This window comes from Streptomyces sp. NPDC016851 (genome assembly GCF_055562795.1).
In genome coordinates, this window is record NZ_JBVHEP010000020.1 from 1 (window position 1) to 13,676 (window position 13,676).

A 13,676-nucleotide genomic window follows, 5' to 3' on the forward strand; every position below is an offset into this window, starting at 1 on the left:
TTGTCGATCGTGGTGTTGTTGGAGCCCGCCAGGTCGGCCGAGCCGCCCCACAGCTCCGGGATCACCGCGCCGAGCGCCTGGAGGACCTTGCCGGAAGCGGCACGCGTGGCCACGCCCTTGCCGACCTCGAAGACCGGGATCTTCTCCTCCCAGCCGGTGGGCAGCTCACCCTGGGCGACCCGGTCGTACTCGGCGGCGCGCTCGGGGTTGTTGTCCCGCCACTGCTGGTAGGCCTTCTCCCACACCGCGCGGGCCGCCTGGCCCCGCTCCAGCGCCTTGCGGGTGTGCGTGATGACCTCGCCCGCGACCTCGAAGCTCTGCTCCGGGTCGAAGCCCAGCACCCGCTTGGTCGCCGCGACCTCGTCCTCGCCCAGCGCCGAGCCGTGCGCGGCCTCGGTGTTCTGCGCGTTCGGGGCCGGCCAGGCGATGATCGAACGCATCGCGATGAACGACGGCCGGTCCGTGACGGCCTTGGCCTGCTGGATCGCCTCGTAGATCGCGGCCGGGTCCAGGTCGCCGTTCTCCTGCGGCTCCACCCGCTGCACGTGCCAGCCGTAGGCCTCGTAGCGCTTGGCGGTGTCCTCGGAGACGGCCGTCTCGGTGTCGCCCTCGATCGAGATGTGGTTGTCGTCCCACAGCAGGATCAGGTTGCCGAGCTTCTGGTGGCCCGCCAGGGAAGAGGCCTCGGCGGAGATGCCCTCCTGGAGGCAGCCGTCACCGGCGATGCAGTAGACGAAGTGGTCGAAGGGGGACTCGCCCTCGGGGGCCTCCGGGTCGAACAGACCACGCTCGTAGCGGGCGGCCATCGCCATGCCCACCGCGTTGGCGACACCCTGCCCGAGCGGGCCGGTCGTCGTCTCCACACCGGTCGTGTGCCCGTACTCCGGGTGACCCGGCGTCTTCGAACCCCAGGTGCGGAAGGACTTCAGATCGTCCAGCTCCAGGCCGAAGCCGGCCAGGTACAGCTGGGTGTAGAGGGTCAGGGACGAGTGGCCGGCGGACAGCACGAAGCGGTCCCGCCCGACCCAGTCGGCGTCCGCCGGGTCGTGCCGCATCACCTTCTGGAAGAGGGTGTAGGCGGCAGGCGCGAGACTCATCGCCGTACCCGGATGGCCGTTACCGACCTTCTGTACGGCATCGGCGGCCAGGACACGCGCGGTGTCGACGGCCCGCTGGTCCAACTCGGTCCACTCGAGGTCTGTTGTGGTCGGCTTGGTGCTCACCCTGGGTCAGGGCTCCTCTCCACATGTCGGATGCCGGTGTATCGGGGCGTCCACCGGCCGCAGCCGAGCCTACCCCCGTGGGACGTGCGTTCTTTCGAGTCACTCCAGAGTGCCGGGACACGTTTCGATCCGCCTCCTGACTGGGCCGTATCCCGTTCGACAGGTGAATACGGAGCCGCTCATCCGGGTGCTCAATCGAGCTTCCGCACGCCCTTCCGAAGCCGCCCTCCAACACGAGCCGACCCCCGCGAATGTCCGACTCTGGGCAACGTCTAAAGTGGCGTGGTACGCGCGAGCCTTTACCGGGACTTCACACGGGTGAGGCTTGCTGGGATGTCTCTGTAGGGGTGTGCGTGACGGCCGTTGAATCCCGTCCAGCGGGGATGCTCGGGACGGACCAGAGCCCGGCCCACCGGCCGTTCGGGGCCCGTGTCAAGGCGTTCGTGGCTCTCACCAAGCCGCGGATCATCGAACTGCTTCTGATCACCACCGTTCCGGTGATGTTCCTGGCGCAGCAGGGTGTGCCCGACCTGACCCTGGTGCTGCTGACCTGCGTCGGCGGTTACATGTCCGCGGGCGGCGCCAACGCGCTCAACATGTACATCGACCGCGACATCGACGCCCTGATGGACCGCACCTCGCAGCGGCCGCTGGTCACCGGCATGGTCAGCCCACGCGAGTGCCTCGCCTTCGGCATCACCCTGGCGATCACCTCCACCCTGCTCTTCGGCCTCACGGTGAACTGGCTGAGCGCCTGGCTCGCCCTCGGCGCGCTCCTCTTCTACGTCGTCGTCTACACGATGATCCTCAAGCGCCGTACCTCGCAGAACATCGTGTGGGGCGGCATCGCCGGCTGCCTGCCCGTGCTGATCGGCTGGTCCTCGGTCACGAACTCCATGTCGTGGGCGCCGATCATCCTGTTCCTCGTCATGTTCTTCTGGACGCCGCCGCACTACTGGCCGCTGTCCATGAAGGTCAAGGAGGACTACGCGCGCGTGGGCGTCCCCATGCTGCCGGTGGTCGCCTCCAACAAGGTCGTGGCCAAGCAGATCGTGATCTACAGCTGGGTCATGGTCGCCGTCTCGCTCCTGCTGACCCCGCTCGGCTACACCGGCTGGTTCTACACGTCGGTCGCCCTGCTGGCGGGCGGCTTCTGGCTCTGGGAGGCGCACGGCCTGCAGAACCGCGCGAAGGCGGAGGTGACGGGCGCGAAGCTGAAGGAGATGCGCCTGTTCCACTGGTCGATCACGTACGTCTCGCTGCTGTTCGTGGCCGTAGCGGTCGACCCCTTCCTGCGCTGACGTACATCACAGGCTCCAGCTCTCGCCTGTTGATCTACTCCTGAGTAGCATCCTGGTCATGGCAGAGACGCAGCAGGCAGACCCGAAGGCCGAGCGCAAGGCGGCCCGGCTCGCCAAGCAGATCAGCTCCTTCTCCAAGGCCCACGGCGGCGCCGAGGGCCAGCTCGCCTACCTCGGCGAACGCGGCGCCCGCATCGTCCTGGTCGGCGAGGACGGCAACTGGGGCGACATGGTCGCCCCGTCCGTCGAGATCGCCGAGAAGGCCGTGGAGAAGTCGGGCATCACGACCCACGAGTCCTTCGACGGCGAATTCGCCGCCAAGGTGAAGACGGGCCGCTACGAGTGGTCACGCATGGCAGGGATCCAGGTAGGCGGCCCCAAGAACAACTGACCTTCTTGGGGGCGCGGGGAACTGCGCGACCAGCCACGGACGGCCCGCACCCGCCAAACACACAGGCGCTCCCCACCGGAACCGCGACCTCAACCCGGTTCACCCGTTAAGACCCTCAGGAACAACAGGGTCCACACCGGGGAGCCCGGATGATCGAAACGCCGTCCCTAGTGGACCAGTACTGCCACGGAGTACTCCGCACGGAGCTGGGCCTCGGCACCTTCGAGGCCCACCTCTCGCACACGGAGGGCCCACCCGCCCCCGGCACCACCCTCTTCGACACCCAGACCGGCTTCGCCGTGCGGCGCTGGTGCCCACCCCTGCTCGGCCTGGAACCGCACTGCACGCCCGCCCGCTACCTGGCCCGCCGCCGCGAACTGGGCGTCCTGGAGTCGGCCCGCCGCCTCCTGCGCGGCAGCGGCATCACGACGTACCTGGTCGACACGGGCCTGCCCGGTGATCTGACCGAACCCGGCGAACTGGCCTCCGCCGGGGCCGCCGAGGCCCGCGAGATCGTCCGGCTGGAGCTGCTCGCCGAGCAGGTCGCCGACACCTCCGGGACCGTCGAGTCCTTCCTCGCCAACCTCGCCGAGTCCGTGCACGCCGCCGCCGCGAACGCCGTCGCCTTCACATCGGTCGCGGGCGTACGGCACGGCCTCGCGCTCGCGCCCGAGCCGCCCGGGCCGGGGGAGGTGCGGGGAGCCGCCGGCCGCTGGATCGCGGGGCGCGAGGTCGGCGGGGAGCTCAGCGACCCGGTACTGCTGCGGCACCTGCTGTGGAGCGCCGTCGCCTCGGGCCTGCCGCTCCAGCTGCACGCGGGGCTCGGCGCGCCGGGCCTGCGGATCGACCGTACGGATCCGGTGCTGCTGACGGACTTCGTACGGGCCACGGCCGGTCTCGGCACGGACCTCGTCCTGCTGCACGGCTACCCGTACCACCGGCAGGCCGCCCACCTGGCCGGTGTCTTCCCGCACGTCTACGTAGATTCCGGCGCGGCTCTGGTCCGCACCGGCGCCCGCGCCGCGACCGTCCTCGCGGAGATCCTGGAACTGGCCCCCTTCGGCAAGATCCTCTTCTCCACCGGCGCCCAGGGACTGCCCGAGCTGCACGTGGTGGGCGCCCGGCTGTTCCGCGAGGCGCTCGGCCGGGTACTCGGCACCTGGGTCGCCGAGGGCGCGTGGTGCCTGGCCGACGCGCAGCGGGTGGCGGGGATGCTGGCGTCGGGGAACGCGCGGCGGGTGTACGGGCTCGACTAGGCCTTTGTCAGGGTCGCCTCGGGTGCGGGGCCGGGGACGTCCACCGTCACCTCGCCGCGCTCACGCAGCGACAGCACCACCCGCAGCACCCAGATCCACATCACCGCGGATCCGAGCATGTGCAGGCCGACCAGGACCTCGGGCAGGTCCGTGAAGTACTGGACGTAGCCGATGACGCCCTGTGCGAGCAGGATCAGGAACAGTTCGCGCGTGCGGTTCAGCGGGCTGCGCGGCGCGTCGACCGCCTTGAGGACGAACCACAGGGCGAACGTCAGCGTCACCACGATCCACGCCAGCACGGCGTGCAGCTTGCTCACCGTCTCCCAGTCGACCGGCATCCGCTCGACCTCGCTGGAGTCGCCCGCGTGCGGACCCGCGCCGGTGACCACCGTGCCGACCAGGATGAGCAGCACGGCGGCGGCGACCAGGAACCACACCAGCTGCCGCACGGCCTTGCCGACCAGGGGGCGCGGCGGAGCGTCGCCCTCACGGGTGCGCTGCCACATCACCGTGGCCACCGCGATCAGCGCGGACGTCGCGACGAAGTGCGCCGCGACCGTGTACGGGTTGAGCCCGACCAGCACCACGATGCCGCCGAGCACCGCGTTGCTCATCACGATCCAGAACTGCGCCCAGCCCAGCCGGGTCAGGCCGCGCCGGTGCGGCTTCTGCGAGCGCGCGGCGATGATCGCCCAGCCGACGGCGGCACACAGCACGTACGTCAGCATGCGGTTGCCGAACTCGATGGCGCCGTGGAAGCCCATCTCGCTGGTGGCGGTGAGCGAGTCGGCGGTGCACTTGGGCCAGGTCGGGCAGCCGAGGCCCGAGCCGGTCAGCCGTACGGCTCCGCCGGTGACCACGATGAGCACCGACATCACGATCGCGGAGAGGGCCGCGCGCTGGACCGTCCGGGATTCCGGGGTCCAGCGCTCGGCGATGAAGGCGAGGGGGTTGCGCAGGGCAGCCCTGGCGTCGGCGCGGGTCACTTTTGGCACGCGACCCATCGTAGGACGCCGCTTGTGCACGCTTTCACGAGGGTCGGTCATGGCTTGCTCCGGTGCTCATTCCCAGCGGAAGAACCGTCCGGCCGCCGCCAGCCCCACGACCGCCCAGATGCCCAGGATCCCCAGGTCGGCCCAGGGCATCCCGGCCCCGTGCTGGAGCACGTCCCGCAGGCCGTCGGACAGGGCCGAGATGGGCAGCAGGCCGAGCACGTCCTGCGCGGCGGAGGGGAACTTGTCGAGCGGCACGATGACCCCGCCGCCGACGAGCAGCAGCAGGAACACCAGGTTGGCGGCGGCGAGGGTCGCCTCGGCCTTCAGCGTCCCGGCCATCAGCAGCCCGAGGCCCGAGAAGGCCGCCGTCCCGAGGATCAGGAGCAGCAGCACGGCGAACGGATTGCCCTGCGGCGACCAGCCGAGCGCGAAGGCGATCACCGTCAGCAGGATCACCTGGAGCACCTCGGTGACCAGCACGGACAGCGTCTTCGCCGCCATCAGACCCCAGCGCGGCAGGGGCGAGGAGGCGAGCCGCTTCAGGACGCCGTAGCGGCGCTCGAAGCCGGTCGCGATCGCCTGCCCGGTGAACGCCGTCGACACCACCGCGAGCGCGAGGATGCCGGGGGCGAGGAAGTCGACGGCCTCGCCGGCGCCCGTGTCGACGATGTCGACGGTGCTGAAGAGCACCAGGAGCAGGGTCGGGATGACGACGGTCAGCAGCAGCTGCTCGCCGTTGCGCAGCAGCATCTTCGTCTCGAGCGCGGCCTGGGCCGCGATCATGCGGGTCAGGGGCGCGGCCCCCGGCTTCGGCGCATAGGTGCCGGTGGCGGTCACGAACGCAGCTCCTTACCCGTGAGCTCCAGGAAGACGTCTTCGAGGGTGTGCCGCTCCACCGAGATCTTCTCCGGCATCACGCCGTGCTGGGCGCACCAGGAGGTGACCGTCGCGAGCAGTTGCGGGTCGATCTTGCCGACGACGCGGTACGAACCCGGTGTCAGCTCGGCGGCCGAGCAGTCGGCGGGCAGGGCCTTCAGCAGCGAGCCGACGTCCAGCCCGGGGCGGCCGGAGAAGCGGAGCGTGTTCTCGGCGCCGCCCCGGCACAGCTCCTCCGGGGAGCCCTGGGCGATGACCCGGCCCGCGTCGATGATCGCCACGTCGTCGGCGAGCTGCTCGGCCTCGTCCATGTAGTGCGTGGTGAGGATCACGGAGACGCCGTCGTCGCGCAGGTCCCGGACCAGGTCCCAGGTGGCGCGGCGGGCCTGCGGGTCGAGCCCGGCGGTCGGTTCGTCGAGGAAGACCAGTTCCGGTCGCCCTATCACGGCCATGGCCAGCGCGAGCCGCTGCTGCTGCCCGCCCGACAGCCGCCGGTACGTCGTACGGCCGCAGGAGCCGAGCCCGAGGCGTTCGATCAGCGCGTTCACGTCGAGGGGGTGGGCGTGCAGCTTGGCCACGTGGCGGAGCATCTCGTCGGCGCGGGAGCCCGAGTAGACGCCGCCGGACTGGAGCATCACGCCGATGCGGGGCCGCAGGTCCCGGGACTGTCCGACCGGGTCGAGGCCCAGGACGCGCACCGTGCCGGAGTCCGGCTTCCGGTACCCCTCGCAGGTCTCGACCGTGGTCGTCTTGCCCGCCCCGTTCGGGCCGAGCACGGCGGTCACGCCCTCCCGGGCCACCAGGTCCAGCCCGTCCACCGCGGTCTTCGTGCCGTACCGCTTCACCAGGGCCTGGACCTGGACCACGGGCTCACTTCGCATGGGTCCAGAGTCTAGGTTCGTGCGGCCCGGCTCAGAGCGGCGGGTGCAGGTACTCCTCGTCACGGGGGCGGTGGACCGTCAGCCACTGTTCGGCGTAGGCCACCGCGTCCGCCACCGGGAACAGCCGCGCCTCGGCCGCCCCGACCTTTCCCCGTACGACGGGACGGTCCCGCTCGAAGTCGTAGCCCAGCTCGTCGAAACGGTCCGAGCTGATCGACACCTCCGTCACGGTCTCCCAGCCGTCGGGGCCCGGCCGGCCCACGGCGACGCGCGGGGACGGTATCCGGTACTCGGCGAGGTGGAAGCTGGTGCAGGAGGCGTAGCCGGCGCCGAGCAGCAGGACCCGGGCGCCCATGGCCTCCAGCTTCGCGAGCGGGCTGCGCTCGCCCAGCCGGCAGTCGGGCGCGTGGCCCTCGGTCACCTCCGCCGCGCGCGGGCCGACCGCCGCGAACGAGGTCTGGGGATGGGCGCTGCGCAGCGCGCCGGGCCAGGTGCGCACGGTCTCCGGGACGACGCCGACCCCGCGGGTGGGCGTGATCCGGGGGTCGTAGGCGGGCATCGTGGCGCGGATGGTCTCCCACCAGTCCGGAGGTACGGGCGGGTTGCCCCACAGCGCCGGGTCGGAGAGGTCGCCGGTCTGCGTCGGAACCACCAGCGTGCCCTGAGGGCCGAGCGCGTCGAGCAGTCCCTGCACGACCGCGACGGCCCCGCCGTTGACCCAGCCGAGGGAGCTGAGCGAGGAGTGCGCGAGGAGGGTCTCACCGGGGCGCACACCCAGCTCGGACAGCTGCGCGCGCAGGGTGTCCCGGGTGACAAGTGGGCCGGTCGGAGGGGGTGTGGACATGGTTCGGGAGTGTCCCCCATGGTGCTTCGGCATGCCACCGTTTTGATCGATCAGAGATCGTTTCCGCAGGTCAGGTTAGCTTTACCTAAGTGACGCAGGGCACCCCCGGGGTGGACGGGCGCCGCTTGCCCGCCCCCGATGAATTACGCAACAATGGCGTTGTGAAAAACGTCGGCGAGGCTCGGGAGAACCCCACGGGGTCCCCTCAGGAGGAGCTCGCGACCGGGGAGCGGTCCACCCGCAACCGAGTCGCGCGGTCCATCCTGGACCACGGCCCGTCGACCGTCGCCGAGCTCGCCGAGCGGCTGGGTCTCACCCAGGCGGCCGTGCGCCGGCACCTCGACGCCCTCGCGGGCGACGGTGTCGTGGAAGCGCGCGAGCAGCGGGTCTACGGCGCGCGCACCCGCGGCCGGCCGGCCAAGGTGTTCGCCCTGACCGACTGCGGCCGGGACGCCTTCGACCAGTCGTACGACAAGCTGGCGGCGGACGCGCTGCGCTGGATCGCCGACCGCGAGGGCGGGAACGAGGCGATCGCCGCCTTCGCCCGCGCCAGGATCGCCGCGCAGGCGGGCGCCTACCGCGAGGCGGTCGAGGCCGCCGCGCCCGAGCAGCGAACACAAGCGCTGGCCAAGGCGCTGAGCGCGGACGGGTACGCTGCTACGGCGCGCAGTGCGCCCCACCCCCAGAAGGGTGAGCAGCTCTGCCAGCACCACTGCCCGGTCGCCCACGTCGCCGAGCAGTTCCCGCAGTTGTGCGAGGCGGAGACGGAATTTTTCGCCGAGTTGCTCGGTACACACGTACAGCGGCTCGCCACCATCGCGCACGGCGACGGCGTCTGCACGACGTTCATCCCCAAGATTTCCCACAACGCATCTGCAAGCACGGCCGGGAGGAACCCCGCATGACTCTCCCCACGGAGACTGCCCACCCTGAGCTCGAGGGCCTGGGCAAGTACGAATACGGCTGGGCCGACTCCGACACGGCCGGCGCCTCTGCCAAGCGCGGCATCAACGAGGACGTCGTCCGCGACATCTCCGCCAAGAAGAACGAGCCGGAGTGGATGACCAAGCTCCGCCTCAAGGGCCTGCGCCTCTTCGAGAAGAAGCCCATGCCGAACTGGGGCTCGGACCTGTCGGGGATCGACTTCGACAACATCAAGTACTTCGTGCGCTCCACGGAGAAGCAGGCGGCCTCCTGGGAGGACCTGCCCGAGGACATCAAGAACACGTACGACAAGCTGGGCATCCCCGAGGCCGAGAAGAACCGCCTCGTCGCCGGTGTCGCCGCGCAGTACGAGTCGGAGGTCGTCTACCACCAGATCCGTGAGGACCTGGAGGAGCAGGGCGTCATCTTCCTCGACACCGACACGGCCCTGAAGGAGCACCCGGAGCTCTTCAAGGAGTACTTCGGGACCGTCATCCCCGTCGGCGACAACAAGTTCGCGTCGCTGAACTCCGCCGTGTGGTCGGGCGGCTCCTTCATCTACGTGCCGCCGGGCGTCCACGTGGAGATCCCGCTCCAGGCCTACTTCCGTATCAACACGGAGAACATGGGCCAGTTCGAGCGGACCCTGATCATCGTCGACGAGGGTGCCTACGTGCACTACGTCGAGGGCTGCACCGCGCCGATCTACAAGTCGGACTCGCTGCACTCCGCGGTCGTCGAGATCATCGTCAAGAAGAACGCCCGCTGCCGCTACACGACCATCCAGAACTGGTCGAACAACGTCTACAACCTGGTCACCAAGCGCGCCGTGGCCTACGAGGGCGCGACCATGGAGTGGGTCGACGGCAACATCGGCTCCAAGGTGACGATGAAGTACCCGGCCGTCTACCTCATGGGCGAGCACGCCAAGGGCGAGACGCTGTCCATCGCCTTCGCCGGCGAGGGCCAGCACCAGGACGCGGGCGCAAAGATGGTCCACATGGCGCCGAACACGTCGTCCAACATCGTGTCGAAGTCCGTCGCGCGCGGTGGCGGCCGTACGTCCTACCGCGGTCTGATCGAGATCGGCGAGGGCGCCGCGGGCTCCAAGTCGAACGTGCTCTGTGACGCGCTGCTGGTCGACACGATCTCCCGCTCGGACACCTACCCCTACGTGGACGTCCGCGAGGACGACGTGTCCATGGGTCACGAGGCCACCGTCTCCAAGGTCTCCGAGGACCAGCTCTTCTACCTGATGAGCCGCGGTCTGAGTGAGTTCGAGGCGATGGCGATGATCGTGCGCGGCTTCGTCGAGCCCATCGCCAAGGAGCTCCCCATGGAGTACGCGCTGGAGCTCAACCGGCTGATCGAGCTGCAGATGGAAGGCGCGGTCGGCTGACGCCCACCGCAGTCCCATCAAGCCCTTACGTAACGGAAAGCGAGCACTACGACAGCCATGGCTGAGGCTCAGAACATCCCGGTGGGGTCCACCACCACCGGCTCGATCGCGGTGGCGGCCGAGTCGACCGTCGCCACCCGCATGAGCGCGCCCCCCTCCTTCGACGTGGCGGACTTCCCCGTTCCGCACGGCCGTGAGGAGGAGTGGCGGTTCACCCCGCTGGAGCGCCTGCGCGGCCTGCACGACGGCACCGCCGTCGCCAACGGCAACGGCGTGAAGGTCGACGTCCAGGCACCCGAGGGCGTCACCGTCGAGGCCGTCGGCCGCGACGACGCGCGGCTCGGCAAGGCCGGCACCCCGGTGGACCGCGTCGCCGCCCAGGCCTACTCGGCGTTCGAGAAGGCCTCGGTCGTGACCGTGCCGAAGGAGACCGTCCTCACCGAGCCGATCCGCATCGCGGTCCACGGCGAGGGCGGCACCGCCTTCGGCCACCAGGTGATCGAGCTGGGCGCCTTCGCCGAGGCCGTCGTGGTCATCGACCACACCGGTGACGCGGTGCTCGCCGCCAACGTCGACTACATCCTGGGCGACGGCGCCAAGCTGACCGTCGTCTGCGTCCAGGACTGGGACGACAAGGCCGTCCACGTCGCCCAGCACAACACGCTCGTCGGCCGTGACGCCTCCTTCAAGTCGGTCGTCGTCACCTTCGGCGGTGACGTCGTCCGGCTGCACCCGCGCGTGCAGTACGCCGGGCCCGGCGGCGAGGCCGAGCTGTTCGGCCTGTACTTCACCGACCAGGGCCAGCACCAGGAGCACCGCCTCCTGGTCGACCACAACGTCCCGCACTGCAAGTCGAACGTCGTCTACAAGGGCGCCCTCCAGGGCGACGACGCCCACGCGGTGTGGATCGGCGACGTGCTCATCGAGGCCAAGGCCGAGGGCACCGACACGTACGAGATGAACCGCAACCTGGTCCTCACGGACGGGGCGCGCGTGGACTCCGTACCGAACCTCGAGATCGAGACCGGCGAGATCGTCGGCGCCGGCCACGCCTCGGCCACCGGCCGCTTCGACGACGAGCAGCTGTTCTACCTCATGGCCCGCGGCATCCCGGAGTACGAGGCCCGCCGCCTGGTGGTCCGCGGCTTCTTCGCCGAGCTGGTCCAGCAGATCGGCCTCCCCGACATCGAGGAGCGCCTGATCGCCAAGATCGAGGAGGAGCTGGAGGCGGCGGTCGGATGACCTTCGTACGCGCCTGCGGACTCGGCGAGCTGGAGGACGACACCCCGAAGCGGGTGGAACTCGACGGCACGCCCCTGTCCATCGTGCAGACCGAGGGCGAGGTGTTCGCGATCCACGACATCTGCTCGCACGCGAACGTCTCCCTGTCGGAGGGCGAGGTCGACGACTGCCACATCGAGTGCTGGCTGCACGGCTCGCGCTTCGATCTCCGCTCCGGCAAGCCCGACGCCCTTCCCGCGACGCGCCCCGTCCCCGTATACCCCGTAAAGATCGAAGGGGACGACGTGCTCGTCTCCCTCACCCAGGAGTCCTGAGGCACCCATGGCAACGCTTGAAATCCGAGACCTGCACGTCACCGTCGAGGTCGAGAACGGCACGAAGGAAATCCTCAAGGGTGTCGACCTCACCGTGAAGCAGGGCGAGACGCACGCCATCATGGGCCCCAACGGCTCGGGCAAGTCGACCCTCGCCTACTCCCTCGCGGGACACCCGAAGTACACGATCACCGGCGGCACCGTCACCCTCGACGGCGAGGACGTCCTGGAGATGTCCGTCGACGAGCGCGCCCGCGCCGGTCTGTTCCTCGCGATGCAGTACCCGGTCGAGGTCCCGGGTGTCTCCGTGTCGAACTTCCTGCGCACCTCCGCGACCGCCATCCGCGGCGAGGCCCCCAAGCTGCGCACCTGGGTGAAGGAGGTCAAGGAGGCCATGGAGCGCCTCAACATGGACCCCGCCTTCGCCGAGCGCAACGTCAACGAGGGCTTCTCCGGCGGTGAGAAGAAGCGCCACGAGATCCTCCAGCTGGAGCTGCTCAAGCCGAAGATCGCGGTCCTCGACGAGACCGACTCCGGCCTGGACGTCGACGCCCTGCGCGTCGTGTCGGAGGGTGTGAACCGCGTCCGCGAGACGGGCGAGGTCGGCACCCTGCTGATCACGCACTACACGCGCATCCTCCGCTACATCAAGCCCGACCACGTGCACGTCTTCTCCGGCGGCCGGATCGTCGAGTCCGGCGGTGCCGAGCTCGCCGACAAGCTGGAGGAAGAGGGCTACGAGGCATACACGAAGGGTGGCGCATCCGCGTGACACAGCTGCCGGGCCTCCTCGACACAGAGGCGCTCCGCAAGGACTTCCCCATCCTGGACCGCCAGGTCCACGACGGTAAGAAGCTCGTGTACCTGGACAACGCGGCGACCAGCCAGAAACCGCGTCAGGTGCTGGACGCCCTCAGTGAGTACTACGAGCGCTACAACGCCAACGTCCATCGTGGCGTGCACGTCCTCGCCGAGGAGGCCACGGCGCTGTACGAGGGCGCGCGCGACAAGGTCGCGGACTTCATCAACGCGCCCTCGCGCGACGAGGTGATCTTCACCAAGAACGCCTCGGAGTCGCTCAACCTCGTGGCGAACATGCTGGGCTGGGCCGACGAGCCCTACCGCGTGGACTCCGACACCGAGATCGTCATCACGGAGATGGAGCACCACTCCAACATCGTGCCGTGGCAGCTGCTCGCGCAGCGCACGGGCGCGAAGCTGAAGTGGTTCGGCCTGACCGACGACGGCCGCCTGGACCTGTCCAACATCGACGAGGTCATCACCGAGAAGACGAAGATCGTCTCCTTCGTGCTGGTCTCCAACATCCTGGGCACCCAGAACCCGGTCGAGGCGATCGTGCGCCGCGCCCAGCAGGTCGGTGCGCTGGTCTGCATCGACGCCTCGCAGGCCGCGCCGCACATGCCGCTGGACGTGCAGGCCCTGCAGGCCGACTTCGTGGCCTTCACCGGCCACAAGATGTGCGGCCCGACGGGCATCGGCGTCCTGTGGGGCCGCCAGGAGCTCCTGGAGGACCTGCCTCCGTTCCTCGGCGGCGGGGAGATGATCGAGACGGTGTCGATGCACTCGTCGACCTACGCCCCTGCGCCCCACAAGTTCGAGGCGGGCACCCCGCCGGTCGCCCAGGCGGTCGGTCTGGGCGCGGCGATCGACTACCTCAACTCGATCGGCATGGACAAGATCCTCGCCCACGAGCACGCGCTCACCGAGTACGCCGTGAAGCGGCTGCTGGAGGTCCCGGACCTGCGCATCATCGGCCCGACCACGGCCGAGGAGCGCGGCGCGGCGATCTCCTTCACCCTCGGCGACATCCACCCGCACGACGTGGGTCAGGTCCTCGACGAGGAGGGCATCGCGGTCCGGGTCGGCCACCACTGCGCGCGGCCGGTCTGCCTGCGGTACGGAATTCCTGCGACCACGCGAGCGTCGTTCTATCTGTACTCCACGCCGGCCGAGATCGACGCGCTGGTCGACGGCCTGGAGCACGTACGGAACTTCTTCGGCTGAAGGGC

General features: G+C 69.7%; 14 protein-coding genes. 9 read left to right on the forward strand and 5 right to left on the reverse strand.

Annotation, left to right across the window (positions count from 1 at the left end; translation table 11 throughout):
- A partial coding sequence (locus ACZ3I3_RS28120; RefSeq protein WP_467369631.1) for a thiamine pyrophosphate-dependent enzyme occupies positions 1 to 1,223 on the reverse strand: 1,223 nt, incomplete at its 3' end.
- Between the two features lie 383 nt (positions 1,224 to 1,606).
- On the opposite strand from ACZ3I3_RS28120, the gene ACZ3I3_RS28125 reads away from it, so the two are divergent.
- From ACZ3I3_RS28125 to ACZ3I3_RS28135, 3 genes are all read left to right on the forward strand, one after another.
- Positions 1,607 to 2,524, forward strand: coding sequence for a heme o synthase (locus ACZ3I3_RS28125; protein WP_467369633.1), 918 nt, complete (start codon positions 1,607 to 1,609; stop codon positions 2,522 to 2,524).
- A 58-nt stretch (positions 2,525 to 2,582) separates the two neighbouring features.
- Entirely contained in the window at positions 2,583 to 2,915 is a 333-nt protein-coding gene (locus ACZ3I3_RS28130) for a hypothetical protein (RefSeq protein ID WP_467369635.1), read from the forward strand.
- Between the two features lie 149 nt (positions 2,916 to 3,064).
- Positions 3,065 to 4,171, forward strand: coding sequence for an amidohydrolase family protein (locus ACZ3I3_RS28135; RefSeq protein ID WP_467369637.1), 1,107 nt, complete (start codon positions 3,065 to 3,067; stop codon positions 4,169 to 4,171).
- Here ACZ3I3_RS28135 and ACZ3I3_RS28140 read toward each other — a convergent pair.
- Genes ACZ3I3_RS28140 through ACZ3I3_RS28155 form a run of 4 tightly spaced genes read right to left on the reverse strand, consistent with a single transcriptional unit; the run spans position 4,168 to position 7,767 of the window.
- Positions 4,168 to 5,217: a COX15/CtaA family protein gene (locus tag ACZ3I3_RS28140; RefSeq protein ID WP_467369638.1), complete on the reverse strand. Its 1,050-nt coding sequence runs from the start codon at positions 5,215 to 5,217 to the stop codon at positions 4,168 to 4,170. The two genes, ACZ3I3_RS28135 and ACZ3I3_RS28140, sit on opposite strands and share 4 nt — an antisense overlap.
- Positions 5,218 to 5,232: 15 nt before the next feature.
- Entirely contained in the window at positions 5,233 to 5,949 is a 717-nt protein-coding gene (locus tag ACZ3I3_RS28145) for an ABC transporter permease (protein ID WP_467369905.1), read from the reverse strand.
- Between the two features lie 50 nt (positions 5,950 to 5,999).
- Positions 6,000 to 6,923 carry an ABC transporter ATP-binding protein gene (locus tag ACZ3I3_RS28150; RefSeq protein WP_467369640.1) on the reverse strand — a complete coding sequence of 308 codons (924 nt, stop codon included), beginning with the start codon at positions 6,921 to 6,923 and terminating at the stop codon, positions 6,000 to 6,002.
- 31 nt (positions 6,924 to 6,954) lie between these two features.
- Entirely contained in the window at positions 6,955 to 7,767 is an 813-nt protein-coding gene (locus tag ACZ3I3_RS28155; protein WP_467369642.1) for an AAC(3) family N-acetyltransferase, read from the reverse strand.
- Between the two features lie 161 nt (positions 7,768 to 7,928).
- Here ACZ3I3_RS28155 and ACZ3I3_RS28160 point away from each other — a divergent pair, with 161 nt between their 5' ends.
- From ACZ3I3_RS28160 to ACZ3I3_RS28185, 6 genes are read left to right on the forward strand one after another with little or no spacing between them, the layout of a single operon-like run.
- Complete coding sequence (locus ACZ3I3_RS28160; RefSeq protein WP_279546939.1) at positions 7,929 to 8,672, forward strand: helix-turn-helix transcriptional regulator; 744 nt, start codon at positions 7,929 to 7,931, stop codon at positions 8,670 to 8,672.
- On the forward strand, positions 8,669 to 10,090 hold the full coding sequence (gene sufB / locus ACZ3I3_RS28165; RefSeq protein ID WP_020273984.1) for a Fe-S cluster assembly protein SufB: 1,422 nt from the start codon (positions 8,669 to 8,671) through the stop codon (positions 10,088 to 10,090). The genes ACZ3I3_RS28160 and sufB overlap by 4 nt, the downstream gene beginning before the upstream one ends.
- A gap of 57 nt (positions 10,091 to 10,147) precedes the next feature.
- Complete coding sequence (gene sufD, locus ACZ3I3_RS28170) at positions 10,148 to 11,332, forward strand: Fe-S cluster assembly protein SufD (RefSeq protein ID WP_467369644.1); 1,185 nt, start codon at positions 10,148 to 10,150, stop codon at positions 11,330 to 11,332.
- Positions 11,329 to 11,646 carry a non-heme iron oxygenase ferredoxin subunit gene (locus ACZ3I3_RS28175; RefSeq protein ID WP_467369646.1) on the forward strand — a complete coding sequence of 106 codons (318 nt, stop codon included), beginning with the start codon at positions 11,329 to 11,331 and terminating at the stop codon, positions 11,644 to 11,646. The genes sufD and ACZ3I3_RS28175 overlap by 4 nt, the downstream gene beginning before the upstream one ends.
- Before the next feature lie 7 nt (positions 11,647 to 11,653).
- The gene (gene sufC / locus ACZ3I3_RS28180; RefSeq protein ID WP_010039743.1) at positions 11,654 to 12,418 is read left to right on the forward strand and encodes a Fe-S cluster assembly ATPase SufC; all 765 of its coding nucleotides are present in this window, start codon (positions 11,654 to 11,656) and stop codon (positions 12,416 to 12,418) included.
- Positions 12,415 to 13,671: a cysteine desulfurase gene (locus tag ACZ3I3_RS28185; protein WP_467369649.1), complete on the forward strand. Its 1,257-nt coding sequence runs from the start codon at positions 12,415 to 12,417 to the stop codon at positions 13,669 to 13,671. The genes sufC and ACZ3I3_RS28185 overlap by 4 nt, the downstream gene beginning before the upstream one ends.
- The last annotated feature ends 5 nt before the right edge of the window (positions 13,672 to 13,676 follow it).

Bases quoted from the DNA above. Each gene is read 5' to 3' on its own strand.
- sufD (WP_467369644.1), top strand. From the start codon at position 10,148: ATGGCTGAGGCTCAGAACATCCCGGTGGGGTCCACCACCACCGGCTCG.
- ACZ3I3_RS28155 (WP_467369642.1), bottom strand. From the start codon at position 7,767: ATGTCCACACCCCCTCCGACCGGCCCACTTGTCACCCGGGACACCCTG.
- ACZ3I3_RS28140 (WP_467369638.1), bottom strand. From the start codon at position 5,217: ATGACCGACCCTCGTGAAAGCGTGCACAAGCGGCGTCCTACGATGGGT.
- ACZ3I3_RS28130 (WP_467369635.1), top strand. From the start codon at position 2,583: ATGGCAGAGACGCAGCAGGCAGACCCGAAGGCCGAGCGCAAGGCGGCC.
- ACZ3I3_RS28145 (WP_467369905.1), bottom strand. From the start codon at position 5,949: ATGATCGCGGCCCAGGCCGCGCTCGAGACGAAGATGCTGCTGCGCAAC.
- sufB (WP_020273984.1), top strand. From the start codon at position 8,669: ATGACTCTCCCCACGGAGACTGCCCACCCTGAGCTCGAGGGCCTGGGC.
- ACZ3I3_RS28175 (WP_467369646.1), top strand. From the start codon at position 11,329: ATGACCTTCGTACGCGCCTGCGGACTCGGCGAGCTGGAGGACGACACC.
- sufC (WP_010039743.1), top strand. From the start codon at position 11,654: ATGGCAACGCTTGAAATCCGAGACCTGCACGTCACCGTCGAGGTCGAG.
- ACZ3I3_RS28125 (WP_467369633.1), top strand. From the start codon at position 1,607: ATGCTCGGGACGGACCAGAGCCCGGCCCACCGGCCGTTCGGGGCCCGT.
- ACZ3I3_RS28135 (WP_467369637.1), top strand. From the start codon at position 3,065: ATGATCGAAACGCCGTCCCTAGTGGACCAGTACTGCCACGGAGTACTC.
- ACZ3I3_RS28150 (WP_467369640.1), bottom strand. From the start codon at position 6,923: ATGCGAAGTGAGCCCGTGGTCCAGGTCCAGGCCCTGGTGAAGCGGTAC.